Raw genomic sequence first — 23,194 nt, 5'->3', positions numbered from 1 at the left:
TCGGTCCGAGCGTATCTCCTGGGGACCGACGGAGCGATCATGGACACGCGCGCCGAACCTTGGGGCATCATGCACACGCCTGGGGGAGATTTCGCTGCGGCGTTTACCATGCTGACTGGTCCATGGCGGGATCGCTTTCCTTGCATGAAGGCAATCGCCAGCGGCATGATCGGCAGCGCGCAAAGCTGGCGGGAGGCTCCCTATTGTGAGGCACCGGCCGGCGCAGCCGAACTGGCCACCGCGCTTGTGACGGTGAGGACCGGGTCTGGCCCATTATATATCGTGCCGGGCGTGCGGCGCGGGGGCAAGACTCCAAAATGTGATGCGCGGCGAAGAAACCCAAATTCTCGGCGCGCTGTCCCTGGCTCCCGACCTCGAGAAGAACAGCATGGTGATCTTGCCCGGGACCCATAGCAAATGGGTTTCCATGCATGAGTCGCGCATCATGGATTTCGCGACTTACATGACCGGGGAGCTGTTTTGTCTACTTTTCAGCCATTTAATCTCAAAGCGGAACGGCAGTTTCCGGCTCACTCGGGCCAACAGCTGGCATTCCTCTCCGCGCCCAAGGCGGTCGCTTGGCCGTCGAGCCATAGATGCTGGAAGCAGACGTTTGCTGATGAAGGCTCCGCGCCCTTCCTTATTTGGTGGTCCGATAGATGAACTTGAGCTGCCGGGCCTGCTGCCAAGGCGAACGTTTCCCCGCATGCCTAAATCTTCCATTGGCCATGTCGGCCAATGGAGGAAGCAATGGGACACTCAGAATATGACCCAGGCGTAGCTAAGAAGATCTGGCCGATCTCGCCGGCATCGACCGCACCTATGTCAGCGGTATGGAACGCGGGATTCGCAATCCGACCGTCACGGTTCTACAGAGCCTCACCGATGCCCTGAAGATCGAGCCCGCGGCGCTGTTGGCCAAGCCAGACGCGGTGCTACCTAGGTGCAAGGAACCATTTTGGTGAATGCCTTGTGTGCGCCGTTGGTCGGGAGAGAATGCCATGCCAGATGACGATCGATTGCCGACGCAGAAGCCGAAAGTGGCGCGCCGGCGCGTTTTGGAGGCCGGGCTCGGGATCGCGGGGACGACGGTTTTGTTGCCGCATGGCGCCAAAGCGTCGCCAGTCGCGGGTAGAGGGGAGGCGGGGCCGCCTGGCATCCCCCGTTGGATGCAAACCTTAGGCACGCCAGTCAATGCGCGCCCATACGGATTGCCATCGCCGTTTCAGGCCGGCGTCGTCCGGCTCAGCCAGAAGAGCCCAACCAAATTCTCGAGCGCGAGCTTCACACCCTTGCAGGATTTGCACGGGACGATCACGCCGAATGGCTTGTTTTACGAGCGCGATCATTCCGGCGTGCCGCCGATCGATCCGGCAGAGTTCCGCCTGCTCGTCGATGGCATGGTGGAGCGCCCGATGGTGTTCCGCCTCGCGGATCTGATGCGGCTGCCTGCCGTCACGGCGCGACATTTCCTCGAATGCTCCGGCAATACTTATATGGAATGGGCGGCGCCGGTGGGGAAGACGGTGCAGGAGACACATGGTCTGGTCAGGTGCGCCGAATGGTCGGGAGTGGCGCTGAAGACGGTGCTTGACATTGTGGGCGTGAAAGACAGTGCGGGGTGGTTCGTGGCCGAGGGCGGCGACGCGGCGGCGCTGGACCGCAGCATTCCGCTTGCGCACGGGCTGCGCGCAGGAGCGCTTCTGGCCTATGCGCAAAATGGCGAAGCGCTGCGTCCGGAACAAGGCTTTCCGTTGCGTCTGCTGTTGCCCGGGTTCGAAGGCAATACGAACGTCAAATGGCTGCGTCATATTGAGTTGCGGAAATCACCCGCGATGACGGAGCAGGAGATGGCTTACTACACGGAGCTGCTGCCGAACGGCAAAGCGAGCGCTTTCAATTTCATGATGCAGGCAAAATCTGTGATCACGCGGCCGTCCGGCGGTCAGGTGCTCGCTGAACCCGGTTTCTACGAGATCAGCGGGCTCGCATGGTCGGGGAACGGGCGCATCGCCTCGGTCGAAGTGTCGACGGATGGCGGCAGGAGCTGGTCGGCAGCGACGCTGCAAGAGCCGGTGCAGCCCGTATGCTTCACGCGCTTTCGCCTGCCATGGCGCTGGACCGGCGGTGGCGCGGTGCTGCAGAGCCGCGCGGTCGACGAGACCGGATATGTGCAACCGGCGCTCAAGCAGCTTGTCGCGGCTCGGGGCGTGCATTCTTTCTATCACAACAACGCCATTCAAAGCTGGCAGATCTCCGCGGGAGGGCAGGTGACCAATGTCCATGCTTAAGGCGGAATTGCGGGCTTTCGTCGCCTTGCCACTCTGGCTGCTTGCCGCCTTTCCGGTCGGCGCGGTACCGCAGGGTCAGCCGAATGCAGCATCGGGCCCGGACTACGGCGTCGGCTCGCCCGAAACGGCATCGGATATGCGGGCCTGGGATATCATCGTGGGGCCGAAAGGGGGCAATCTCCCGCCGGGCGAAGGAACGGTCGCAGAGGGCAAGGTACTCTACGCGCGCCAATGTGCATCCTGTCACGGCGCGGACGGGCAGGGTGGTATCGGGCCGCGCCTCGCCGGTGGGATCGGGAGCCTCGCGAGCGCGCATCCGGTCAAGGATGTCGGCAGCTACTGGCCCTTCGCGACGACGCTGTTCGATTACATCCGCCGGGCGATGCCGTTCGACCATCCGGAAAGCCTCAGTGCCGATCAGGTCTATGCGGCATCCGCCTACATCCTCTATCTCAACCGTCTCGCGCCGCCGGATGCGGTGATGGACAGAGCCTCGCTTTCGAAGATTGAGATGCCTAATCGTAACGGATTCATCTGGCGTTCGGACCCGGACACTGCGGCGCACGACTAGGCTTCAAAACTGGCCTGCCCCCATTGGGCGAGTTTACTTTTTATGCTGCTGCCAAGCTGAGGTTGGTCGGTCGCGCGCTATTAAGCGCAAGCGCGCCTGGCCGTGGCACAAAGGCTCCGCCCCTGGAAACGATCGCCTCAGGCGCCGGTGCGCGGACGAACCGTGTTGTAGTGCTGTTGCCAGGCCGCGGGCTGATGCGGTTACCTTTTCGGCCGTTCGGCCTCGCCGTGGATCTCAGACGCAACGGCGCCATGGTTGAGGGCCGAAACCATCAGCACGCCGCCGCAAATATTGCCGCAAAGGGTCGGCAGCATAAAATGAGCTGCGTAAGAGGCAAGTGTCGCATGAGCCGAAAGCACATCATATGCCGCCTCGGCGGAGCCGGCGACAATATGCGAAAGCTGCGCCAGGGCCACCACATAGGTAATGATGACGATGGTGAGAAGCCGCGCCGATTGTGCGCTTGGCAGAATCCAGACCATTAGCGCGATTAGCCAGCCAGCGAAGAAAGCGCGCAGAAATGTCGCAAAGAGATCTGGCGGAATCGCCTGCTGGGCTAGCGACGTCATTGCTTGGGTAACATCCGGCGGGAATATTCCGTGCAAATGAACCAGCACGGCGAAGAGCCAGGTGCCGAGCAGATTTGTCACTAGGACGATGCTCCACAGCCGGGCTGCTGCCAATGCGGTTGCCATGTCTCGCCGGGTGATCACTGGCAGGACGGCGGTGAGCGTGCTTTCAGTGAAAAGTTGCTGGCGGGCCATCACCACAATCATGAAGCCAACGCTGTAGCCCAGCGCCACCAGCGTATGCCGCCAGACAGCATCGGGTAGCCCGGCCTGAAGCAATGCCTGTGTGAGAAAGGAAAATCCCATCGAGAGACCGGCCGCAAAGCCTGATAGCGCCAGTGCGAGATTCGTACGCGCCAATTCATTCTCGCCTTGTTCGCGGATGATTTCGTGAATCACCAGCGCATGCGGGACTGCATGACGAAAGGCGAGCCTCTGCTCATCGCGGCCAAGATGCTTCGAACCCTCAGACATATCGTGGCGGTCGTCCAGATCGTCCATATCCTGTCCTTGTGCTAACGCGCCGATGAGCAAAGCTGAGACGAATGCGCTACGCCCGGACTGAGGCTTGGTGCTAGAGGTCGCGCTGCCTTTTAGGCAGATCCCTTCTCGGGCAGATCCCTTCTCGGACTGAAGAAACCCATGAGTCAGTCTATTTTGAATGGCAACCTGATGCGCTAGAGCCCAGCCCAGCGCCGTTGGGCTCAGTTTCAACACTGCCATTCATGCCCGTGCCAGTTTCCTACTGTGATGTCGGCTTCTTAATACTGTGTTAAGCGCATTACCGCGCGATACTGCGCCGAGAAGACGTTCTGCTCGTAATCGCCGCACAGGAGACGAGATCGAAGTCTGTCTCAGCGCCGCGCGAAAAAGCCCAGCGCAAAACCAACCCCACCAACAATAGCTAAGGCGAGCAATGGGCTACTCGTAACGTTGCCGCGCAATTCATCGGAAGCTTCACCAAACGTCCTTTGCACCTTACCTGCAGCTTGGTTCCACTTCCCCTTGGCCTGGGTACTCGCATCACCGGTCAGTCCCCCGACCGCGTCCTGGAACTTTCCGCCGAAATCGCGAACCGTACCTTCAACTTCATTTTCGTCAACCATAATATAAGGTTCTCCATCAATCAGGCAGTGGATCTGGTGCGCAAAATTTGCGTTTTCCAGTGCTTATTCAAGCATCCATTCAATCGGCATATTTTACTTTCTTAATCTTCAAATCCAGGATCTGATCAATGATTTAGAATGCTGTTCGGGCCTCCGCCGGTTTTCATAGACGGGAGACACATTTACACCGCCGACGAGAGCCGTTTTTCCATCGATGATCATCATCTTCCGGTGATCTCGTTTGTTTAAATCGAGAGACGTCATTTTTAGTGGATTGAACGGACTGTATTCGAGAACGTGTACACCTGCCTTTCTTAATTTGCTAAATAGGCTTGCCGGCGTGTCCATCGCGCCCCAAGCGTCATAGATTAGAAATACTTGTACGCCTTGCGCTTGCTTCTGCAGAAGCAACGCGCTGAATTGCCGAGCGGATGCACCATTGAATTCATAGCTTTCCATCTCGATGCGATCCCGTTCCGTTTCTATCGCACTTTGCATTGCCAGGAAGCTTTGCAGCCCGTTGATCAGAAGTTGAACCCTGTTCCCAGGTACGAATGGCGTTCTTGTCAGGGGTGACATTCTCTTTCTCCATGACGGATAGAGCTGCCGGTTCGCTCGACGTGGGAATAGTGCAAGCTCGATCTGGATCAACATTCGGCAATGATAGGCATCCCGTAAAAAACTCATAGGGCGTTGCAATCCGTTGGGTATTCGCGGTCGACGGGCGCTGCTCCCGCTTACCACAGGGGGCCGCTCCGCTTGACTTTGTGGGTCGTCTACTTGGCCCCCTGTGGATAACGGTCCCCCCCTATGGAAAGCGGGGACAGCGAAACAGAAAACTGAGTTTTAACATCCCACCTGAATTTTGCCTTAAGTGCGCGCAACGCATTGGAATTACAAAAAAAGTCCGTTCCTCTGGAAAGAAAAGTGCCTTCCACGTCTATCGCCGATGCGTCCAAGCGAAACGTTGCTGACATTCACGTGCACTTTCGGGGTATAAAATGGGCATGATGTGAATCGGCTTTGAAGTGTGCCCCTTTTCGGCTTACACAGGCCGCGATGCGGCCAAGATCTACGGCGCAGGGTTTGCCGGACAGGTGGTGGTTGGGCGACTTGCCAACGCCGAGAGCATCCCGGTCCGCCTGGACCTCGACAAGCTGGTCACACGTCACAGCGCAGTGCTCGGCTCGACCGGGTCGGGCAAATCCACGACCGTCGCCAGCTTGTTGCGATCGATCTCGGCGCCGAGCGGAGCGGGCTTTCCGAGCGCGCGCATCCTCCTGCTCGATATCCACGGTGAATATGCCCGCGCGCTTGGCGACAACGCTGAGATTTTCCGGATCACACCTGGGGACGGTGAAAAGCAACTGGTCATTCCGTACTGGGCACTGCGGCCGACCGAAATCCTCAACTTCCTGTGTGGGAAGATGGACGATCGTGCGACGACCCCAATCCTCGACAAGATCTTCGCGGCTAAAAGCACGATAGCGCAGGCAGATAATTTTCCGGGTGTCGACTTGAATTCGATGACTGCCGACAGCCCGATTCCGTACAGCTTGCGAAGCATGTGGCTCGAGCTGATCGATCCAGAGGTCAAAACCTGGTTTGATCAGACAAAGACCCAGCCGGTGATCGTACTCCCCGGGGACGCGGCTACGCTTCGCCCGCCGATCTACCAGCCGCATACGACGACGAATACGGCGCCCTATCAAAACAACATCGGTGTGCTCGGCATCCGCAAGCAGCTCGATCGCATGCGGTCACGTATGCTCGATCGTCAGTTCGAGTTCTTGCTCAAGCCCGGCGACTGGGAGCCTGACCTGACCGGGCATGTGGCGAATGACCTTCCCGCACTTCTCGAAAGCTGGATCGGCCACGAGAAGGCGATAACCGTCCTCGATCTGTCGGGTATCCCCAGTGCCGTTCTCCTGGATTTGATCGGCGCAATTCTGTCGATTACCTATGAGGCACTCTTCTGGGGTCGGGAGCGCGACGAGGGTGATCGAAAGCGGCCCCAACTTGTCGTTATGGAAGAAGCGCACCGGTATCTTGGCCGGGAAGCCGACAACCCTACACGCGAGATGGTCCAGCGAATCGCAAAAGAGGGGCGTAAGTTCGGCATCGGTGCGATGATCGTCAGCCAGCGTCCTTCGGAAATTGACGACACCATTCTCTCCCAGTGTGGCACCTTCATCGCGTTGCGCCTCACCAACTCAATCGACCGCAGCAAGGTACAAGCCGCTTTGCCCGATAACCTGAGCGGTATCGCCGACAGCCTCTCGGTTCTACGGACAGGAGAAGCCATCATAACCGGCGAAGCTGCGCGGTTGCCAGTGCGTTTCCGCGTTACACTTCCTCCCAAAGACCGTCGCCCCGACAGCGAAGACCCGCTCGTCGCGGACAGCTGGAAGCGCGCTCGGGGCACTGAAGATTATGAGCAGCTTGTAGCAGTACGGCGTGCACAGGATCCGAAGTGGAAGCCGCCAGAGACGGACGATAATGAGGGAGAAAATTGATGGAACGACAGCCTGTAACGTCTAGCAATTTGACCGCGGTCGGATATGACCCCCGAGTTGGAGACGCTCGAGGTCCAATTCAAGAACGGCGGCGTTTATCAATATTTCAACGTGCCTGCGTTCATGAACGAGCGTCTCATGACGGCGGACTCACTCGGTCGCTTTTTCAACGCGGAAATTAAAGGTCATTACCCCGAAGCTAAGCTCTAGCACCTTTGAACTCTCCTGCCTGCACCTGCTGCAGGACGTAATGGATGAGTTCCATTCTTCATAGGTAAGCATTTCGGGCCAACGGCTCTGCTTGGCGAGAGCTACCCGCATTTCTTCCACATGTTTTTGCACCTTAGGCGTTACCTCAAGGAGATCGGGAAAAAACTCAAAATACACTGAGAACAAGAAGACGCCGTACACCTGACAGAATGCGACGAAGTATGCGCTCATATCTTTAGTCGGCCGGTCCGGTGCGCACAAAACCTGATACGGAAGAAGGCCGCCGGGGAGGGGGGCAGGGAGACCTTATCATGGGCCGCAACCCTTCACGGGGCGAAACTATCAGCCTCGGCGTTGGCTATCGACGCCAAAAAACTCATAGGAAATCATTTTTATGACCGGCGCCAAAAGTCGCATGAATTAAGTCTTAAAGTCGCATGAATAAGGGCTCTAATTCGCACGAATTAAGGACCAAACGGGCTCCGGAAGGGCCGGGCGAGGCCAAATTCGCAGTAATAAGGGATTTTGACAACTCAGAGTACATCAAGCCAACAATAATCGCAGAATCAATATTATGGAAAGAAAAGGCGCCATGCGCCTGGCGTCCCGATGGCTGTTCAACCGGATTGGATCAGGGCGCCATACCAGCCGAGGCCGCGATAGGTCTCGTAGCCGGGCGTGCGATGGAACGCGACGGTGTTGCCCCGGGAATCGCGATAACTGCCGGCAGAGCGCCCGCCATGTTCCAGCCGGAGCGTTTCGTCCGGCATGCCGCTTTTGTCCGATGCTGCGATCACCCGGTTTTTGGCATCCACCAGCAGAACTCTCGTGCGCTTCGCCTCGGCCTGGGTCAGCCGCACCCCCTTGACCACGGCTTCCGCCTGCGCACCCCAGTTGAAATGAATGCCCAGAACGCCGATGGGACGGCCATTGTCGCCGTGCACGGCGGCGGCGTAGGTCGCCACGGGGGCGTTATCCAGCGCCCGACAGCGCGCAATATCGGCGACCGCGAAATCATCGGGCGAACGGCTCGCCATCGCGTCGCGGAACCAGCTCTCGCGCGACACGTCCGTGCCGATCACCTTCGCGTAGCGGTCCCCCCTGCCATGGGCAATGACCTGGCCCCTGGGATCGCACAGCCAGATATCGAGATAGACCGTATAGGCGCGCAGGATGACGCCAAGCCGCCGGCTGGCATGCGCGCGCCGTTCCTGATCGTCATGTGCCACAGCCTCGACGATCGCGGCATCGGTGGCCCACCAGCGCACGTCGCAGGTGCGTTCGTAAAGGTTGCGGTCCATGATTTCGATCGCATTGAGCGCAAGATCGACGAGGCGCTGACCGCGCACTTCATCCGCCATGCGCGTGCCCACGTCACGCAGCGCCGCGAACGCCTTGCTTAACTCGCCATCCATCTCCGAGGCGATGCGCGCGATTTGGCCGGCCACGTTTTTGACCTCGTCCGCCACCACGGTGAAGCCGCGCCCGGCTTCACCGGAACGCGCCGCCACGATTGACGCGTTGATCGCCAAGAGATGCGTGTGGGCGGTGATGGTGTGAATGTCCCGGACCTTGACCTCCGAAATACCCGCCGCCGCATCAACATAGCGCAAAACCAGCTCAGGGGTCGCTCCGCCTTCTGACGACACGTCTTCATTCAGTAACATCAGAAACTCCGGGTTATCCGAGTATATCTCCAAAGTTGTTACTTACGGCGAATAAACCGACATGTACAGAATTCGACTGGGATGGCCCCTCCCCGGCTTTTTTGTCCGGCGTGATGGATATTCTATTTCAAACCCGGCGCCGGCGTTGAAGTCGGCGGGCACGCCAACCCGTGTGCGCCATGGCGCACCGGCGAAGCCTTGGCGGCCACGTGCCAGTGTTTGGCCGGCCGTGCCTTCCGCCAGGCATGAGGATGAAGCGCCGTGGGACGATCATGGAAGGACGGCCCGCCGGCCCCGCCATTGAGCACCACGGTGAGGTTGCTGTCCGCGTTGTTCAGCGTGGCGTTGCCGCCGGTGGTGATGACCAGCGTGGTCACGGCCTGTCCGTGGCCGACCACTTTTACCCCCGCCAAATCCGACGAGGCGTTCACCGTGTCGGTGCCGCTTCCAGCGATCACCGACTGTGTCGGCGCGCCGACCGTGATGGCGTCGGTGCCCGGCGTGCCGACCGCCGTGATGTTGGCGCCCTGGCCCAGAGACAGATTGTTGGTGCCCGGCGTGAGCTTGACGGTGATGTTGCTGTCCTCGTCGCTCAGAGCTGCCGTACCCGGCGTGATGATATGGAGCGTGGTTTTCGCCGGGCTGCGGCCGACCACTTTTGCGCTGGCCAGATACGCCGGCACATTCACCGTGCTTTTGCCGGTGCCGGCAATCACCGACTGGGTTGGCGCCCCGACCGTGATGACATCGTTGCCGGAGGAGCCAATCACCGTAATATTGGCGCCGGTGCCGAGCGTGACGTTATGCGTGGCGGCGGTATCCTGCGGCGCCGCGTACGGGGCCGGGCCAGGCAGCGGCGTTAGCTGCGTTGCTAGCGGGGTTGGCGCGGTGGGTGCCGTCATGGGGGCGACGGGTGGCATTCTGGTCTGGGTCTGGCCCTCATCGGGGCCGAGGACGGGCGGCTTGGCGGTGTTGGGCATGCTGCAGGCGCTCGTCAACAATACGCCCAACACCGCGCCGCATTGCACGCTCCAGCGCGCACTGTTCAACGCATTGTTCCAGCCCAATCGGTTCGATCCACCAGAAATTGTCGCCATCCCTATGCTACTTCCCAACAGAGTAATGCACTACAGTCATGTGCGGTTACCGGTTCGCGCAATGGTTTACAAGATAGACACAATACAACCTCAGATACACAACGCTTGCGTTTGATATTTTGTGTCATGTGAAATCGGCGCCTGCGCGCGAATTTCCCGCGCGCAGGCACGGGAAATCGCCGCCGAACGGCGGCGTTGCATGTATCTGATGCGGGATCGAGGATCGCGCCGTTATTTTTCTGGTTAGGGGCGCGGCGCGCGTCACGCGCTCCCACCACGCCGAAGGCCGCGAGGGCGCGTCCCCGCTCCTGCTATCATCGCCGGCCGCCAGCTTTTTTGCCGGCGGCCGACGCCGTGACGCGACGTTACTGCAGCAGCGTCGGCTGCATGTTCATGCCCGGCATGACCGAGGCCCCGGGCAGCATCGTCAGGCTGTCCAGCTCATGGAACATCCAGACGGTCAGGCCGATGGTGAGAATGAACAGCGGCACCGTCAGGACCAGCGACACGCTCTTCCAGATATTATGCAGCGCGATGTTCAGGCCGAAGAACAGGAAGCATTGCGCGAACAACGCCACCATCGCGAGCGCGGAAATCGCGCCGAGCAATTTCAGCGGCGGCAAGGCATGCTGTTCGGTGATCAGCAGCGCCGCCATCAGCAGCGCCAGCGACAGCACGAAGCCGACGGTGTAGCCGGTGAAACTCGCCTGCTGCACTTCCGGGTGCAGCACGGGATCGGGCTGGTGCGTGGCCATCAGATGGTCCCCTTGAGGTAAACGAAGACATAGACGCAAACCCAGACCGAGGCCTGGAACTGCCAGAACAGGCGCAGATTGAGCAGCTGCGCCACCACCGCCGTGGAAAAGCCGAAGCGCAGCACCTGCACCAGCATCACCAGCATCCACAGCAGGCCGAACACCATGTGCAGCCCGTGCGAGGCGATGAGCACGAAGAAGGCGGAAAGGAAGCCGCTGGTGAACGGAGTCGCGCCGGCGTGGAAGAGGCTGGCGAAGTCCGCCAGCTCCAGCCCGAGGAACACGACGCCCAGGCCGATGGCGGCGAGCATGCCGAGGACCACCCCGGCGCGGTTGCCGCGCTTCAGCGCCACCGTGGCGAGGCTGTAGGCGAACACGCTGGAGAGCACCGCGAAGGTCTGCCAGGTGGCGGCGATCGGGTGCACGACCTGGGATTCGGTGGGGCCGCCGGCCGCATTCATGGTGTGGTCGAGCACACCATAGGCGGCGAAAAGCCCGGCGAAGAGCAGCGCGTCGCTCAGCATGTACAGCCAGAACCCGAAGGTCTTGGCGCCGATCACGTCATGCTCTTCATGCCCGTAATGCCAGAGCGGCGGAATTTTGCCGTCTTTGACGATATTCATTTGCATTAATGCGCCTCCGCTTCGGCCATATGCGACGTGTTGGATTCACTCAGATACTGCGTCTCGGCGACCACGCCGAGCGGCTTGTTGGCGCTCTCCAGTTTCGCCAGCGCCTCCGCGGTCAGGATATAGCCCTTATCGCGCGCAAACGAACGGTAGATGACCACGGCGATGATCGCGAGCAGAGAGAACCCGGCCATCCACCAGATCCGCCACACCATACCAAAGCCGAAACCGAAGCCGAGAATGCCGATGAGCAGCGGCACGACCGTGTTGTTCGGCATGTGGAAAGCCTCGAAATGGTCGGGCTGCACGTCGGCGACCTTGTTGGCGTAGCGCCAGCTCAGCTCGTCGCGCGTGTTCACCTGCGGGGTCACCGCGAAATTATAGAACGGCACCGGCGAATGCGTGAGCCATTCCAGCGTGCGCGAGGTACCCCACGCATCGGCGCCGACACGGTTCTTCACCCGATCGCGGATGCTGACATACAGCATTTTCGCGAAATAATAGCAGGAGAGCGTGTAGAAGCCGATGCCGATTTCCTCGACCACGAGGGCCGGCATCCATTGCGTGTTGTAGAGGTAGTCCAGACGCCGCGTCTCGCCCATGAAGCCGAGCGCGAACATGGCGATGAACAGCACAGCGGTGCCGAGGCTGAACGTATAGAAGAACGCCTTGCCGCTGCGCTCATCCAGCCGGAACCCGAAGACTTTCGGGAACCAGTAGCCGGTGGCGGCGAAAATCGAATAGGCGATGAGCAGCACCATGCAATGGAAGTGCGCGATCACGAACACGCTGTTATGCACGGTGTAGTTCACCGCCGGGATCGCCAGCATCATGCCGGTCACGCCGCCGATGAGCAGCAGGAACAAAGCGCCCACAGCCCACAGCATCGGCGCCGTGAAGGTCAGGCGGCCGCGATAGAGCGTGAAGACCCAGTTGAACACTTTCACGCCGGTCGGAATGCCGACCAGCATGGTCGCCACCGAGAAGAAGGTGTTGACGTAGGGTCCGGCGCCCATGGTGAAGAAATGGTGCAGCCACACCAACCAGGAAATCCCCGCGATGGCGAAGGTCGCCGCCACCATGGTAATATAGCCGAACAGCGGTTTTTCCGCGAAGGTCGGGATGACTTCTGAGATGATGCCAAAGGCCGGCAGCACCAGGAAGTACACTTCAGGATGGCCCCAGATCCAGAACAGGTTGGTGTAGAGCATCAGGTCGCCGCCCAGGCCGGCGGTGAAGAAATGCGTGCCGAGATAGCGGTCCGCGCCCAGCAGAGCGAGCGCCACGCCGAGGATCGGGAAGGAGGTCAGGCCGATGATGTTGGTCGACAGCGTCGTCCAGGTGAAAATCGGCAGACGGTCCCAGCGCATGCCGGGGGCGCGCATGCCGACGATGGTGGCGATCATGTTGATCGAGTTCAGCGTCGTGCCGATGCTCGAAATCTGAATCGCCCAGAGCCAGTAATCGACACCGACGCTCGGGCTGTAGGAAACTTCCGTGAGCGGGGCCAGGCCGACCCAGCCGGCGGTGGAGAAATCGCCGATGAACAGCGAGGCCATGACCAGCATCGCGCCGACCGTGGTGAGCCAGAGGCTGATCGCGTTCATCATCGGGAAGGCCATGTCACGCGCGCCGATCTGCAGCGGCACGATGATGTTGCCGAGGCCGGTGAGGATCGGGGTGACGGCGAAAATGATCATCAGCGTGCCGTGCGAGCTGTAGATCTGGTCGAAATGCTCCGGCGGCAGATAGCCGTGCGCCGCGCCAAGAACACCGCCCGAGTGCGGGCCGTCCGCCATCACCTGTTGGGTGCGGATCATCATCCCGTCGACGAAGCCGCGGAACATCATCACCAGGCCGAGCAGGATGTAGATGATGCCGATCTTCTTATGATCGACGGTGGTCAGCCATTCACGGAAAAGATAGCCGATCTTGCGGTAATACACGACCGGCACAAGGACCAGGAGCCCAGCGATGACCGAGAAGGCAAAGGCGAAGATGATGATCGGGTTGGAATAGGGAATGGAATCGAGGGTCAGCCTGCCAAAAAGCGGCGACCACGGACCTGGCACATGAACGAGCACGTTAAGACCTTTCTCTTCGTCTGGGGTGCGTTTGCATTAGGGGATACGGATCGCGTCAGGAGTGGGCCGAACCCGCCTGCGCCGCGGCGGTCTTCGCCGGAACGGGAATGGGGACCTCCGCCGGTACCGGGTAGACTGTGCCGTGCAGCGCCGCGTTATAGACCTGATTGAACAAATCCGCGTCCACGCCGGAGAAATAGGCCGGCTTGGCGCCGACATTCACGGTCGGCTGCGCCAGTTGGCGGAACTGCGCATAACCCAGCTTCGCCGGCGAGGCCTGCGTCTGCTTGACCCAGGCGTCGAAATCCACCGGCGAGACGATGCGCGTGGAAAACTGCATCCAGGAGAAGCCCGCGCCGCTGAAATCGGCCGAGTAGCCTTCGTAATTGCCCGCGTGGTTGACCTCGAAGGCATCCTTGGTGCGCATGCCTGGCATGACGTCAATCATCGGCGCAACCTGCGGAATGAAGAAATCGTTCACGACGCTGGTCGAGGTCAGCCGCAGATTGACGGCCCGTCCCTGCGGCACCACCAGGTCGTCGATGGTCGCGATTCCCTGCTGCGGGTAGATGAATACCCATTGCCAGTCGGTGGTAACCACATCCACCTGCAGCGGCGCATCCGCCTCAGCGGATTTCAGCACGGTCGGCGCATAAGGATTCACCAGCATGGCGCTCTGGTACGAATAATAGCCGAGCACGACGACGACGATGAACGGCACGCCCCACATCAGCAATTCCAGGCCGAGCGAGTGCGACCAGTTCGGGTCGTAGGCGGCGTTGCGCTTCTTGCTATAGCGCCACATGAACAGCGCGATCATGAACGTGATCGGCAGCGTGATCAGCAGCATCACCACCACGTCGACGATGGTGTAGTGCCATTCCACGCTGGCGATGGAATCGGCGGGATGGAACAAACGGTATGATACGGTCGAGCAGCCCGACAGCAGCAAGGCCGAAAGAAACAAGAGAGGCCGTGAAAACAAAGTAATTCTTCGGTGCCGTGACGGTATCATTTCAGTCTACCTTAACTAATTCCAGTGTAATGACCTGTACGCCGGCAGAATGCCCTCCCCGAAGCTGCCGATCAAGCGGGCAGATCGAAAAGAGCCCGCTCACAAAACGCGCATCGTCCGCTAAGGACAGCATGCCGTTATTTTTTCTGACCTCACAAAGCAAGCACCATACCGTCATAGCCGGGCTCAATCCCGGGCGGCAGACTCGCAAGCAGCGCCTGGTAATCCATATCGGGGCCCATATGCGTGAGAATCGTCCGGTGCGGGCGGAGCTGCTCGACCCAGGCCAGGACCTGGTCGAGATTGGCATGCGACGGGTGCTTGCCGGTGCGGGTGAAGCAATCCACCACGAACAAATCGAGCCCCGTCAACGCCGCCAGGGCTGGCTCATCGAGATGCACCACATCCGTGCAATAGGCGAAATTGCGTGTGCGTAAGCCAAGGCTGCGGCTGAACCCGTGGTCCTGGTCGATCAGCGTCACCGGCAGCCCGAGAATGTCCACAATCTGTCCGGGGGCGATCTCCTCTTCCTCCAGCACTGGCCGGGAAAAAAAACCGCTATTGAAGGGCTTGAAGGCATAATCGAAGCGCTGCCTCAGCTCATCCCAGATGAAGCGGGTCGCGTAAGCCGGCATCGCCCGGCCGATGATCCGGTTGAGGATGCGGATTTCGTCGAGCCCGGCGATATGATCGGCATGTGCATGCGTGTAGAGCACGGCATCGATCCGGCCGATGCCCGCGCCAGTCAGCTGCAACCGCAAATCGGGCGGCGTGTCGACCAGCAGCCTTTGCCCGTCATCGGTTTCGATCACGATGCTCGAGCGCGTGCGGCGGTTGCGCGGCTCGGCGGGGTCGAGCTGCCCCCAATCGCCGAACCCGTCGGCCCCGCCGATCTGCGGCGAGCCGGCCGATCCGCCGACGCCGAGCAGCGTGACCTTCACGCCGCTTTCCGGAAAAGCGTCTTGAAGTTGGCCGTCGTCAGCTCGGCAATGGCTTCAGGCGACATTCCTTTGACCTCCCCAAGAACCTTGGCCGTGTGCGCAGTATAAGCCGGCTCGTTGCGTTTGCCGCGGAACGGCACCGGCGCCAGATACGGCGCATCCGTCTCCACCAGCAGCCGCTCGGGCGGCACGGAAGCGGCGATGTCGCGAATGTCCTGGGATTTCGGAAAGGTCAGGATCCCGGAGAACGAGATATACCCGCCCATGTCCAGAGCCGCCTCGGCCAGCGCGCGCCCGGAGGAAAAGCAATGCAGCAGAAAATCGAAATGCCCCAGCGCCCGCTCCTCGGCGAGGATGCGCGCAATGTCCTCGTCGGCGGCACGGGCATGGATGGCCAGCGGCAGGCCGGAAAGCCGCGCGGCACGGATATTGGCGCGGAAATTCTGCTCCTGAATATCACGCGGCGCCTTGTCGTAGAAATAATCCAGGCCGGATTCGCCGATGCCGATCACCTTGGGGTGCCGGGCCAGCGCCGCGATCGCCTCCGGTTCCGCCACCGGCAATTCGTCCGCCGCATGGTTCGGGTGAACCCCGACACAGGCCCAGACATTGTCGAACTTTTCCGCAATCTCAATGGCTTCGCGTGACTGGCTCAACGTCACGCCGATCGTCACCAGCTCGCCGACCCCGGCCAAACGGGCGCGCTCGACCACCTCCGCCTGCTCGCCGGGCTGGTTGAAATAGTCCAGATGACAGTGGGAATCTATTAACATTAGATGCTTATGCGGCTTCTATAATGCGTGGAAACAAGCCGACCGGAGCCGGCAAAGGCGCATTCTCAACCAAAGGCGCCTCAAGGGCGGCAATCTGCCGCGCCTCAGGCGCGACCCCAAGCTGGTCGAGCAGCTTGCTCATGCTGTCGGGCATGAAAGGCTGCAACAGCACCGCCACGGTACGCAGCACGGACGCCAGCACATACAGCACCGTCAGCATGCGCTCCGGATCGGTCTTTTTCAGCGTCCAGGGCGCCTGGTGGTCGATATAGGCGTCGGCGGCGCGGATCACTTTCCACACCTCCTCCAGCGCCTCATGGAACGCGAGACGGTTGATCGCCGCCCTCACCTTTTCCGGCAGCGAAGCGGCGCCGTCCAGCAGCGCATGGTCGGCCTCGCGCAAGGCGCCGCGCGCCGGCACCACGCCGCCGGCATTCTTGGCGATGAACGAGAGCGTGCGTTGGGCCAAATTGCCGAGCCCATTGGCCAGCTCGGCGTTGACACGCGCGATCAGCGCCCGGCGGGAGAAATCGCCGTCATTGCCGAACGGCACCTCGCGGAGCAGGAAAAAGCGCACCTGGTCGAGCCCGAAGGTCGAAACCAGCGGCCGCACATCAATGAAATTGCCGGTCGACTTGCTCATCTTCTCGCCCTCGACCGTCCACCAACCATGCGAGAACACGCGCTTGGGCAAAGGCAGACCCGCCGCCATGAGGAAAGCCGGCCAATAGACGGCGTGGAAGCGGATGATCTCCTTGCCCACCAGATGCAGGTCGGCCGGCCAATAGGCGGCGCGCGGCGCGGCCGCATCCGGGTAGCCGGTGGCGGTGAGATAATTCACCAGCGCATCCAGCCACACATACATCACATGCTGCTCGTCGCCCGGCACCGGAATGCCCCAGGTGAATTTGGTGCGGCTGATCGACAAATCGTTCAGCCCACCGCGCACGAAGCTCAGGATTTCGTTGCGCTTGGCCGTGGGCGCGATGAAGTCCGGATGCGCTTCATAGAATTCCAGAAGTCTGTCCTGGAAGGCGCTGAGTTTGAAGAAATATGACGGCTCGCTGACCTTCTGCACCGGGGCGCCGGAGGCGGTCGCCACCAGGGTGCCGTCCGGCCGCTTGGTCAGCTCGGATTCGTCATAGAACGCCTCGTCGCGGACCGCGTAATAGCCTTCATAGGCGCCGAGATAGATCATCCCCGCCTCATCCAGCTTGCGCCACAGCGCCTGCGCGGCTTCCTTGTGGCGCGGCTGCGTGGTGCGGACGAAATCGTCGTAGGAGATGTTCATGCGCCGCGCCATGTCGGCGAAATCGGCCGCCACCTGGTCGACGAAATTCTGCGGGTCGGTCTCGGCGTCCCGCGCCGCGGCCTCGACCTTCTGGCCATGCTCGTCGGTGCCGGTGAGAAACAGCACGTCGAACGCGTCCAGCCGCTTGAAGCGCGCCAGCACGTCGGCGGCCGTGGAGGTGTAGGCGTGGCCGAGATGCGGCGAACCGTTCACGTAATAAATCGGCGTGGTCAGGTAAAATCTGTTCCGGCTCATGTCCTGTGCAACTGGCTGAGCGCCACGATCACCGCGGCGCGTTTGTCGAGATTGAGGCCGAGCACCTCGTGTTCGAGCTTGGCGAATTCCTGCCAGAGCGCGACGCGACCGGCAAGCTGTGCAGCCGGCTGACCTGCCCTCGCCGCCGCGCGCGTATGAGCCGCCAACCCGGCGCGCAGCAGCGTCATGAAGGTATCGAACTTGTCCACCCCCTCCACCGCGCGCGCCACATTGTCGGCGATGGCTTGCGCCCGTGCCGGCGATACCGGCGCGGCAAGCACCTCATCCACCAGCCCGGCAACAGCGATGCCGTCCTCCGCCAGGCTCAGCGCCGTTCCTATGCTTCCTTCCGCCAGCCGCACCAGCCGGGCATGTTCCTCGCCTCCCAGGTCCGGCGCATAAGCGGCGAGCAAGGCCGCCATGTCCGTTTCGGGCAACGGCGCCAGCGGCAAGGCCCGGCAGCGGCTGCGGATGGTCGGCAGCAACCGCCCCGGCGCTGAGGAAACCAGCAGCAGAATGGCGCGGGCGGGCGGCTCCTCCAGCACTTTCAGCAGCGCATTCGCGGCATTCGGGTTCATATCCTCGGCGCCGTCGATCACCACCACGCGCCAGCCGCCTTCGGCCGGCGTCAGGCGCATGAAGGCACTCGCCTCCTGCACCGTGGCGATGACGATTTCCGATTGCAGCCGTTCCGTCTTGACGTTCACGCGCCGTTCCACGGTGAACAGATCCGGATGCGTCCCCGCCGCGACGCGGCGAAACACCGGGGCGGTTTCCGGCACGGAGAGATCCGCGCTGCTCTCGCCCGCCAGCAGCCAGCGCGCGAAGCGGAACGCCAAAGTCGCCTTGCCGATGCCGGGCTGCCCGGAAATCAGCCAGCCATGATGCAGCCGGCCGGACATCGCGGCATGATGCAAGGCGGCGACAGCCGATTCATGGCCGCGGAAGTGCGGGTTGGCGCGGGGGTCAAGCATAGGAAGAAAGGCTTCTTTTTGTGAACAAAAAGAAGCAAAAAAACTTTATGACTCTGGGCCACGGGCGATGTCGCCGCCAACGCCCATGGCCCAGCATAGTAAAAGTTTTTGCGCCGCTTTTTTCAAAAAGCGGCCACTTCCTTCCTACCTTCACGCTTTATCGCCCTGTACGGTCGCGGATGATCCGGCGCATCGCCGCCACCACCGTTTCAGCCGGCGGTTCGGCGTCGATCAAAGCGCAGCGCCCCGGCTCGGAGGCGGCGATGGCGTGGAACCCATGCGCCACCCGCGCCATGAAATCCGCGCCCATTTCCTCATAGCGGTCGGGCGCGCCGCCGCGGGCCGTGCGCCGCTTGTTCGCCGTCTCCTCGGACACTTCGAGCATGAAGGTCAGGTCCGGCCGCAGGTTGATCAGCCGGATCAGGCTGGCCACCGCAGAGACATCCACGTCCAGCCCATAAGCCTGGTAAGCCATCGTCGAATCATAGAACCGGTCGCAGATCACGATTTCGCCGCGCGCCAGCGCCGGCCGGATCACGCTCTCCACCAGGTCCGCGCGGGCGGCGAAATGCAGCATGGTCTGCGCCAGCGGGTCGAGCTTGATCGTGGTGCTGAGCAGGAGCGCGCGCATCGCCTCGGCGCCCGGCGTGCCGCCCGGCTCGCGGGTCGTCAGCACGGTATAGCCTTCCGCCCGCAGCATGTCCGCGAGACCGCGGGCAGCGGTGGATTTGCCAGCCCCTTCCCCGCCTTCCAGCGTGATGAACAGCCCGGCGCGCTGGTTCATCGCACCACGATCTGCGGATCTGAAACGCCGCGCGCCAGCAATTCCTGCAACGCCGCATCGGCGGCGGCGACCGAACGATACGGCCCGACATTCACCGCAAACAGGGTCCGGGAACTGTCATTCACCGGCATCACCTGCGTCGGCATGCCGTAAAGCCGTTGGGCTTCCCGATAAGCGTCCTCCATGCTGCCATAGCCCGGCACCTGAACGAAGAGCGGCCCCGGCGCCGGCGCCACGGTGGTGACGGCCCCGGAAAGCTGCACCGGCCCTGCCGATGCCTGGGACGCCGCGGCCGGGCTCAAACTCTGCACCGCGCCGGCCGCGCCGCCGCCGGGCGGGGCGAGACTCTGCGCGGTCACGCTCGCCACTGGTGCGGCCGACAATTTCGGCCCGGCGCCGAGCGCGCCGTCCAGCGCCGCCGTCGCCGGCCCGTCCAGCGTCACCCGGACCTCGACCACGCCGCCCACCGGATAATCCAGCAGCCGCGCGACCCGCGGCGTCACGGTGATGACCCGGCCGGCCATGTCCGGACCGCGCGCATTCACCCGCACCTCCACCGAGCGCCCGTTCACCAGATTCGTCACGGTGACGATGGAAGGCAATTGCAGAACCGGGCTGGCGGCGGCCAGCGCATTCGGGTCGTAGGCCTCGTTGTCTTGCGTGTAGGGCGGCACGTTGTCGCCGATCACGGAGGAGAGGCCGGTCACGTCGTAGCTGGTGAAATCGCGGGGATATTGCCACTCGCCACCGGCCTCGTAGGGATTGCCGATGGTGAAGGTCACCGGCCCCGGCGGCGGCCCGGCGGGGCGGTTCATGCAGCCGGCCAGGGCCATGAACAGGCCGAGGATCGCGCGGTTCATCATGCCTCGACCGCCATGCGGCCAAGCGCGCCCACCGCCAGCGCATAGAAATCCGAGGCGTTGTAGCGGCGAATGACATAGAAATTGCGGTACAGCAGAAACGCCTGTCCGCCCGCACCATCCGGCAGCAACAACGCGGCCGGCATATCCTCCGGCAGATTGGGCGCATCCGCCAGGCGTTGTACCCCCTGGGCCCGCCAGTACCCCACCGTGCGGATCGTCTCGCGCCCGCTCATCGCCACATCGAGCGAGGAAGGTGCGAGCACCGGCTCGCTGGACGGCTCCTCCGGCACCCAGCCCGCCTTGGCCAGGTAATTGGCGATGGACGCGATGCTGTCGGCATCGGAGGACCAGATATCCGGCCGGCCGTTGCCGCTGAAGGAAATCGCGGTGGAGAGATACACGCTCGGCATGAATTGCGGCTGCCCCATCGCCCCGGCATAGGAGCCGATGAGCTGCGGCGCCGGCGCGTCGCCCGCAGCGATGATGCGCAGCGCCGAGATGACCTCGCTGCCGAAATAGCGGCTGTTGCGGTCCCAGGCGAGCGTGGTCAGCGCGTCGATCACGTTGAAATCGCCCTGGGTGGTGCCGTAATTCGTCTCGATTCCCCAGATGCCGAGCAACGGCGCGGCGGAGACGCCGAAGCGGCTGGTCACCGCCGCGAACAGATCGCGCATTTCCTCTGACTTGCGTGTCCCGGCGTCGACCCGCGTCTGGTTCAGCACATGCGAGGAATACTCCGCCCAGGTCTCGGTAAACTCAGGCTGGTGGCGGTCGAGCCGCAGCACGGTCTGGTTCGGCACGAGATGCCCGGTGGCCGTCTCGATGATCGATGACGGAATGCCTTCGGCCGCCGCGCGCGCCTGCAGGGACGCGAGGAATGTCGAAAAATCCGCAGCGCGCGCGAAACGCGGCAGCGCAAATGTAAGGGGAAGACCTAAAAGAAGAGCACGCCGATCCATGGTCCGACACTGCCATGCCATCGCATTGTGCCGCAACACGGAAGCCGGGAAAGAAAGTGGCCGTTTTTTGGAAAAAGCGGCGCAAAAACTTCTGGTTACGCTGGGCCTGACGCACTGAAATGGCACGGGCCAAGTGACAGAAGTTTTTTTGCTACTTTTTGTTCACAAACAATGGCGCTTCCTTCCTTAGCGTTCCCGCATCGTGCAGGCAGCCAGATCGATCAGGCGCTCCAGCACTTCGACCTCCTGGGCCCCGGCGATGGCGTGCTCGCCATCGATCAAGAAGCACGGCACGCCGTTGATGCCCAGCCGGTGCGCATGCAGATTTTCCGCGTGCACGAATTCCGCACCCTCGCTGGACGCGAGGAAGAGCGCGGTGGCGCGCGCATCCATCCCTTGCAGGGCCGCCAGCCGCACCAGCGTTGCCGGCACGCCGATATCCAGCCCTTCGACGAAATGCGCGCGGAAAATCTCGTCGACCAGGACGTCGGCAGCGCCGAAGGCCTGCGCGTAACGGATCAGCCGGTGCGCATCCACGCTGCTCGGCGTGCGGCGGATGGCGGCGAAATTGAATTCGATCCCTTCCGACGCGCCCAGCTCGGTGATCGAATGATAAAGCCGCCGGCCCCGCTCCTCGGCGCCGAATTTGCGGATCATGTAGTCGCTGCGCGTCATGCCCGAGCGCGGCATGTCCGGGTTCAGCAGGAACGGACGCCAGACCATTTCCACGTTCAGATCCCGCCGGCGCGCCAGTAGGAGGGACAGGCGTTTCACCCCCAGATAGCACCAAGGGCAAACGAAATCGTGCACGACTTCGATGACCAGCCGCGCCGGAAGAGGGGCGAGGATATTCATGGGTCTGTCTTACAACGCTTTACACCGTTCGGCGAGCATCTGTCGCCCATTGCATATCGGGTATATGGCCGCCGGATGACATCCTCTTGACGCCCCCCGGTCCGGCGCGATGATGAGCCAAGCGCGATGGCGGGCTTGGGGAGAGTTTTCTTGCAGTTACGTATATTGTGCGCGGCGATGGCGGTCTTCACGCTGAGCGGCGCGGCGGAAGCGCGGCCGTTGCCGGAACCGAAACCCTCCGGCATCGTCATTCATCTGTTCGGCCCCGATCCGGTGACGAATCAGGCTCCCGGCAGCGGCGCGGCGAAGCCGGCCGGCACCGCGCCGGAGCAAAGTTTCGGCGGCATTCTGCACCAGATGTTCGTGACCGGCGACCCGAACCAGAAACCCGGCGCTGCCTTTGCCAAAGGCCGCACCGATCACTAAACAAAAGGAAAGCAGCCGCTTTTTGAAAAAAGCGGCGCAAAAACTTTTGTTTACGCTGGGCCTGAGACGCTCAGGCGGCACGGGCCCAATTTAAAAAAGTTTTTTGCTTCTTTTTTTTAAAAAAGAAGCATTTCCTTCCTTAATCCTTCGCCCGCAATTCAGCGGCGTGCTTCTCCATGCGCGCGGCGATCGTATCCAGGCGCCAGGCGACCACGTCGTTGAAGGTGACATAGCCGCGATGCTGCGTATCGATCGCCGGGAAATTGGCGACGATCATCTTCAAGTCTGCTTTCTGGGCCTGGGCCAGGGTCAGATGGCCGTCATGGGTGGTGTTGGCGGCGTCGAATTTCTTATGGAATTGCCGCATCGCCTGGTGCCAGTCGCCATGGTGATGCCCGTGTTGAGGGCCGGACATGCCCATGCTGCCCGACGGCGTGCTCATGGGAGGATTGGAGCTGGGGGCGTTCGTGGTTTGCGCGACGGCGATCGCCGGAAGGGCGGCCAGGCCGAGCAGAGTGAACATGGTGGTACGACGCATGAGGAACTCCTGTTAGTATCGCGCC

Annotated in this window: 24 protein-coding genes and 1 pseudogene; 7 read left to right on the top strand and 18 right to left on the bottom strand. The window is 61.7% G+C overall.

What is annotated here, in order from left to right:
- The first annotated feature begins 39 nt into the window (after positions 1-39).
- The 4 genes and pseudogenes from VNC39_RS17415 to VNC39_RS04220 all read left to right on the top strand — a co-directional run bounded on the left by VNC39_RS17415 (position 40) and on the right by VNC39_RS04220 (position 2,862).
- Positions 40-781: pseudogene (locus VNC39_RS17415) on the top strand (2-dehydro-3-deoxygalactonokinase).
- A gap of 10 nt (positions 782-791) precedes the next feature.
- Positions 792-965: a helix-turn-helix domain-containing protein gene (locus VNC39_RS04230; protein ID WP_325396503.1), complete on the top strand. Its 174-nt coding sequence runs from the start codon at positions 792-794 to the stop codon at positions 963-965.
- Between the two features lie 36 nt (positions 966-1,001).
- A complete protein-coding gene (gene soxC / locus VNC39_RS04225; protein WP_325396496.1) occupies positions 1,002-2,291 on the top strand; it encodes a sulfite dehydrogenase in 1,290 nt (429 codons plus the stop codon).
- On the top strand, positions 2,278-2,862 hold the full coding sequence (locus VNC39_RS04220) for a c-type cytochrome (protein ID WP_325396494.1): 585 nt from the start codon (positions 2,278-2,280) through the stop codon (positions 2,860-2,862). The genes soxC and VNC39_RS04220 overlap by 14 nt, the downstream gene beginning before the upstream one ends.
- 200 nt (positions 2,863-3,062) lie before the next feature.
- Here VNC39_RS04220 and VNC39_RS04215 read toward each other — a convergent pair whose 3' ends face one another.
- From VNC39_RS04215 to VNC39_RS04205, 3 genes are all read right to left on the bottom strand, one after another.
- Positions 3,063-3,932, bottom strand: coding sequence for a formate/nitrite transporter family protein (locus VNC39_RS04215; protein WP_325396492.1), 870 nt, complete (start codon positions 3,930-3,932; stop codon positions 3,063-3,065).
- A 353-nt stretch (positions 3,933-4,285) separates the two neighbouring features.
- Positions 4,286-4,537 (bottom strand): CsbD family protein, encoded by a 252-nt coding sequence (locus VNC39_RS04210; protein ID WP_325396490.1) that lies wholly within the window; start codon positions 4,535-4,537, stop codon positions 4,286-4,288.
- A 108-nt stretch (positions 4,538-4,645) separates the two neighbouring features.
- Positions 4,646-5,116: a phospholipase D-like domain-containing protein gene (locus VNC39_RS04205; RefSeq protein ID WP_325396488.1), complete on the bottom strand. Its 471-nt coding sequence runs from the start codon at positions 5,114-5,116 to the stop codon at positions 4,646-4,648.
- Between the two features lie 449 nt (positions 5,117-5,565).
- Between VNC39_RS04205 and VNC39_RS04200 the strand changes: the two genes are divergently transcribed.
- Both VNC39_RS04200 and VNC39_RS04195 read left to right on the top strand, forming a co-directional pair.
- Positions 5,566-7,053, top strand: a complete 1,488-nt coding sequence (locus VNC39_RS04200) for an ATP-binding protein (protein WP_325396486.1) — start codon at positions 5,566-5,568, stop codon at positions 7,051-7,053.
- Positions 7,054-7,098: 45 nt separating this feature from the next.
- Positions 7,099-7,263 (top strand): KTSC domain-containing protein, encoded by a 165-nt coding sequence (locus VNC39_RS04195; protein ID WP_325396484.1) that lies wholly within the window; start codon positions 7,099-7,101, stop codon positions 7,261-7,263.
- A 617-nt stretch (positions 7,264-7,880) separates the two neighbouring features.
- Here the strand turns inward: VNC39_RS04195 and VNC39_RS04190 are convergent.
- The 14 genes from VNC39_RS04190 to VNC39_RS04125 all read right to left on the bottom strand — a co-directional run bounded on the left by VNC39_RS04190 (position 7,881) and on the right by VNC39_RS04125 (position 22,205).
- Positions 7,881-8,930 carry a methyl-accepting chemotaxis protein gene (locus tag VNC39_RS04190; RefSeq protein ID WP_325396482.1) on the bottom strand — a complete coding sequence of 350 codons (1,050 nt, stop codon included), beginning with the start codon at positions 8,928-8,930 and terminating at the stop codon, positions 7,881-7,883.
- A gap of 122 nt (positions 8,931-9,052) precedes the next feature.
- Positions 9,053-10,027, bottom strand: coding sequence for a calcium-binding protein (locus tag VNC39_RS04185; protein WP_325396480.1), 975 nt, complete (start codon positions 10,025-10,027; stop codon positions 9,053-9,055).
- A 365-nt stretch (positions 10,028-10,392) separates the two neighbouring features.
- Positions 10,393-10,782 carry a hypothetical protein gene (locus VNC39_RS04180; protein WP_325396478.1) on the bottom strand — a complete coding sequence of 130 codons (390 nt, stop codon included), beginning with the start codon at positions 10,780-10,782 and terminating at the stop codon, positions 10,393-10,395.
- Positions 10,782-11,405, bottom strand: coding sequence for a cytochrome c oxidase subunit 3 (locus tag VNC39_RS04175; protein WP_325396476.1), 624 nt, complete (start codon positions 11,403-11,405; stop codon positions 10,782-10,784). The genes VNC39_RS04180 and VNC39_RS04175 overlap by 1 nt, the downstream gene beginning before the upstream one ends.
- A gap of 5 nt (positions 11,406-11,410) precedes the next feature.
- A complete protein-coding gene (locus VNC39_RS04170) occupies positions 11,411-13,495 on the bottom strand; it encodes a cbb3-type cytochrome c oxidase subunit I (RefSeq protein WP_325396474.1) in 2,085 nt (694 codons plus the stop codon).
- Positions 13,496-13,550: 55 nt separating this feature from the next.
- The gene (locus VNC39_RS04165; RefSeq protein WP_325396472.1) at positions 13,551-14,480 is read right to left on the bottom strand and encodes a ubiquinol oxidase subunit II; all 930 of its coding nucleotides are present in this window, start codon (positions 14,478-14,480) and stop codon (positions 13,551-13,553) included.
- 182 nt (positions 14,481-14,662) lie between these two features.
- Positions 14,663-15,451 (bottom strand): MBL fold metallo-hydrolase, encoded by a 789-nt coding sequence (locus tag VNC39_RS04160; RefSeq protein ID WP_325396470.1) that lies wholly within the window; start codon positions 15,449-15,451, stop codon positions 14,663-14,665.
- Positions 15,448-16,224, bottom strand: a complete 777-nt coding sequence (locus VNC39_RS04155; protein WP_325396468.1) for a TatD family hydrolase — start codon at positions 16,222-16,224, stop codon at positions 15,448-15,450. Before VNC39_RS04155 ends, VNC39_RS04160 begins: the two co-directional genes overlap by 4 nt.
- A gap of 7 nt (positions 16,225-16,231) precedes the next feature.
- Positions 16,232-17,770, bottom strand: a complete 1,539-nt coding sequence (metG, locus tag VNC39_RS04150) for a methionine--tRNA ligase (RefSeq protein ID WP_325396466.1) — start codon at positions 17,768-17,770, stop codon at positions 16,232-16,234.
- Entirely contained in the window at positions 17,767-18,744 is a 978-nt protein-coding gene (locus VNC39_RS04145; protein WP_325396464.1) for a DNA polymerase III subunit delta', read from the bottom strand. Before VNC39_RS04145 ends, metG begins: the two co-directional genes overlap by 4 nt.
- 157 nt (positions 18,745-18,901) lie before the next feature.
- Positions 18,902-19,528, bottom strand: coding sequence for a dTMP kinase (gene tmk, locus VNC39_RS04140; protein ID WP_325396462.1), 627 nt, complete (start codon positions 19,526-19,528; stop codon positions 18,902-18,904).
- On the bottom strand, positions 19,525-20,391 hold the full coding sequence (locus VNC39_RS04135; protein ID WP_325396460.1) for an RlpA-like double-psi beta-barrel domain-containing protein: 867 nt from the start codon (positions 20,389-20,391) through the stop codon (positions 19,525-19,527). The genes tmk and VNC39_RS04135 overlap by 4 nt, the downstream gene beginning before the upstream one ends.
- Positions 20,388-21,350 carry a lytic murein transglycosylase gene (locus tag VNC39_RS04130; protein ID WP_325396458.1) on the bottom strand — a complete coding sequence of 321 codons (963 nt, stop codon included), beginning with the start codon at positions 21,348-21,350 and terminating at the stop codon, positions 20,388-20,390. The genes VNC39_RS04135 and VNC39_RS04130 overlap by 4 nt, the downstream gene beginning before the upstream one ends.
- Positions 21,351-21,536: 186 nt before the next feature.
- A complete protein-coding gene (locus VNC39_RS04125) occupies positions 21,537-22,205 on the bottom strand; it encodes a DsbA family oxidoreductase (RefSeq protein WP_325396456.1) in 669 nt (222 codons plus the stop codon).
- A 150-nt stretch (positions 22,206-22,355) separates the two neighbouring features.
- On the opposite strand from VNC39_RS04125, the gene VNC39_RS04120 reads away from it, so the two are divergent.
- The gene (locus VNC39_RS04120) at positions 22,356-22,631 is read left to right on the top strand and encodes a hypothetical protein (protein WP_325396454.1); all 276 of its coding nucleotides are present in this window, start codon (positions 22,356-22,358) and stop codon (positions 22,629-22,631) included.
- A gap of 139 nt (positions 22,632-22,770) precedes the next feature.
- Here the strand turns inward: VNC39_RS04120 and VNC39_RS04115 are convergent, their stop codons facing one another.
- Positions 22,771-23,169 carry a hypothetical protein gene (locus VNC39_RS04115; protein WP_325396452.1) on the bottom strand — a complete coding sequence of 133 codons (399 nt, stop codon included), beginning with the start codon at positions 23,167-23,169 and terminating at the stop codon, positions 22,771-22,773.
- Positions 23,170-23,194: the final 25 nt, after the last annotated feature.

The organism is Acidocella sp., from assembly GCF_035535915.1.
GTDB lineage: Bacteria > Pseudomonadota > Alphaproteobacteria > Acetobacterales > Acetobacteraceae > Acidocella.
This window is presented reverse-complemented; position numbering and strand designations above follow the sequence as displayed.

What these genes read in the sequence shown, in the direction of transcription:
- soxC (WP_325396496.1), top strand. Translation starts at nt 1,002, where the DNA reads ATGCCAGATGACGATCGATTGCCGACGCAGAAGCCGAAAGTGGCGCGC.
- VNC39_RS04220 (WP_325396494.1), top strand. Translation starts at nt 2,278, where the DNA reads ATGTCCATGCTTAAGGCGGAATTGCGGGCTTTCGTCGCCTTGCCACTC.
- VNC39_RS04215 (WP_325396492.1), bottom strand. Translation starts at nt 3,932, where the DNA reads ATGGACGATCTGGACGACCGCCACGATATGTCTGAGGGTTCGAAGCAT.
- VNC39_RS04210 (WP_325396490.1), bottom strand. Translation starts at nt 4,537, where the DNA reads ATGGTTGACGAAAATGAAGTTGAAGGTACGGTTCGCGATTTCGGCGGA.
- VNC39_RS04205 (WP_325396488.1), bottom strand. Translation starts at nt 5,116, where the DNA reads ATGTCACCCCTGACAAGAACGCCATTCGTACCTGGGAACAGGGTTCAA.
- VNC39_RS04195 (WP_325396484.1), top strand. Translation starts at nt 7,099, where the DNA reads ATGACCCCCGAGTTGGAGACGCTCGAGGTCCAATTCAAGAACGGCGGC.
- VNC39_RS04190 (WP_325396482.1), bottom strand. Translation starts at nt 8,930, where the DNA reads ATGTTACTGAATGAAGACGTGTCGTCAGAAGGCGGAGCGACCCCTGAG.
- VNC39_RS04185 (WP_325396480.1), bottom strand. Translation starts at nt 10,027, where the DNA reads ATGGCGACAATTTCTGGTGGATCGAACCGATTGGGCTGGAACAATGCG.
- VNC39_RS04180 (WP_325396478.1), bottom strand. Translation starts at nt 10,782, where the DNA reads ATGGCCACGCACCAGCCCGATCCCGTGCTGCACCCGGAAGTGCAGCAG.
- VNC39_RS04175 (WP_325396476.1), bottom strand. Translation starts at nt 11,405, where the DNA reads ATGAATATCGTCAAAGACGGCAAAATTCCGCCGCTCTGGCATTACGGG.
- VNC39_RS04155 (WP_325396468.1), bottom strand. Translation starts at nt 16,224, where the DNA reads ATGTTAATAGATTCCCACTGTCATCTGGACTATTTCAACCAGCCCGGC.
- metG (WP_325396466.1), bottom strand. Translation starts at nt 17,770, where the DNA reads ATGAGCCGGAACAGATTTTACCTGACCACGCCGATTTATTACGTGAAC.
- VNC39_RS04145 (WP_325396464.1), bottom strand. Translation starts at nt 18,744, where the DNA reads ATGCTTGACCCCCGCGCCAACCCGCACTTCCGCGGCCATGAATCGGCT.
- tmk (WP_325396462.1), bottom strand. Translation starts at nt 19,528, where the DNA reads ATGAACCAGCGCGCCGGGCTGTTCATCACGCTGGAAGGCGGGGAAGGG.
- VNC39_RS04135 (WP_325396460.1), bottom strand. Translation starts at nt 20,391, where the DNA reads ATGATGAACCGCGCGATCCTCGGCCTGTTCATGGCCCTGGCCGGCTGC.
- VNC39_RS04130 (WP_325396458.1), bottom strand. Translation starts at nt 21,350, where the DNA reads ATGGATCGGCGTGCTCTTCTTTTAGGTCTTCCCCTTACATTTGCGCTG.
- VNC39_RS04125 (WP_325396456.1), bottom strand. Translation starts at nt 22,205, where the DNA reads ATGAATATCCTCGCCCCTCTTCCGGCGCGGCTGGTCATCGAAGTCGTG.
- VNC39_RS04115 (WP_325396452.1), bottom strand. Translation starts at nt 23,169, where the DNA reads ATGCGTCGTACCACCATGTTCACTCTGCTCGGCCTGGCCGCCCTTCCG.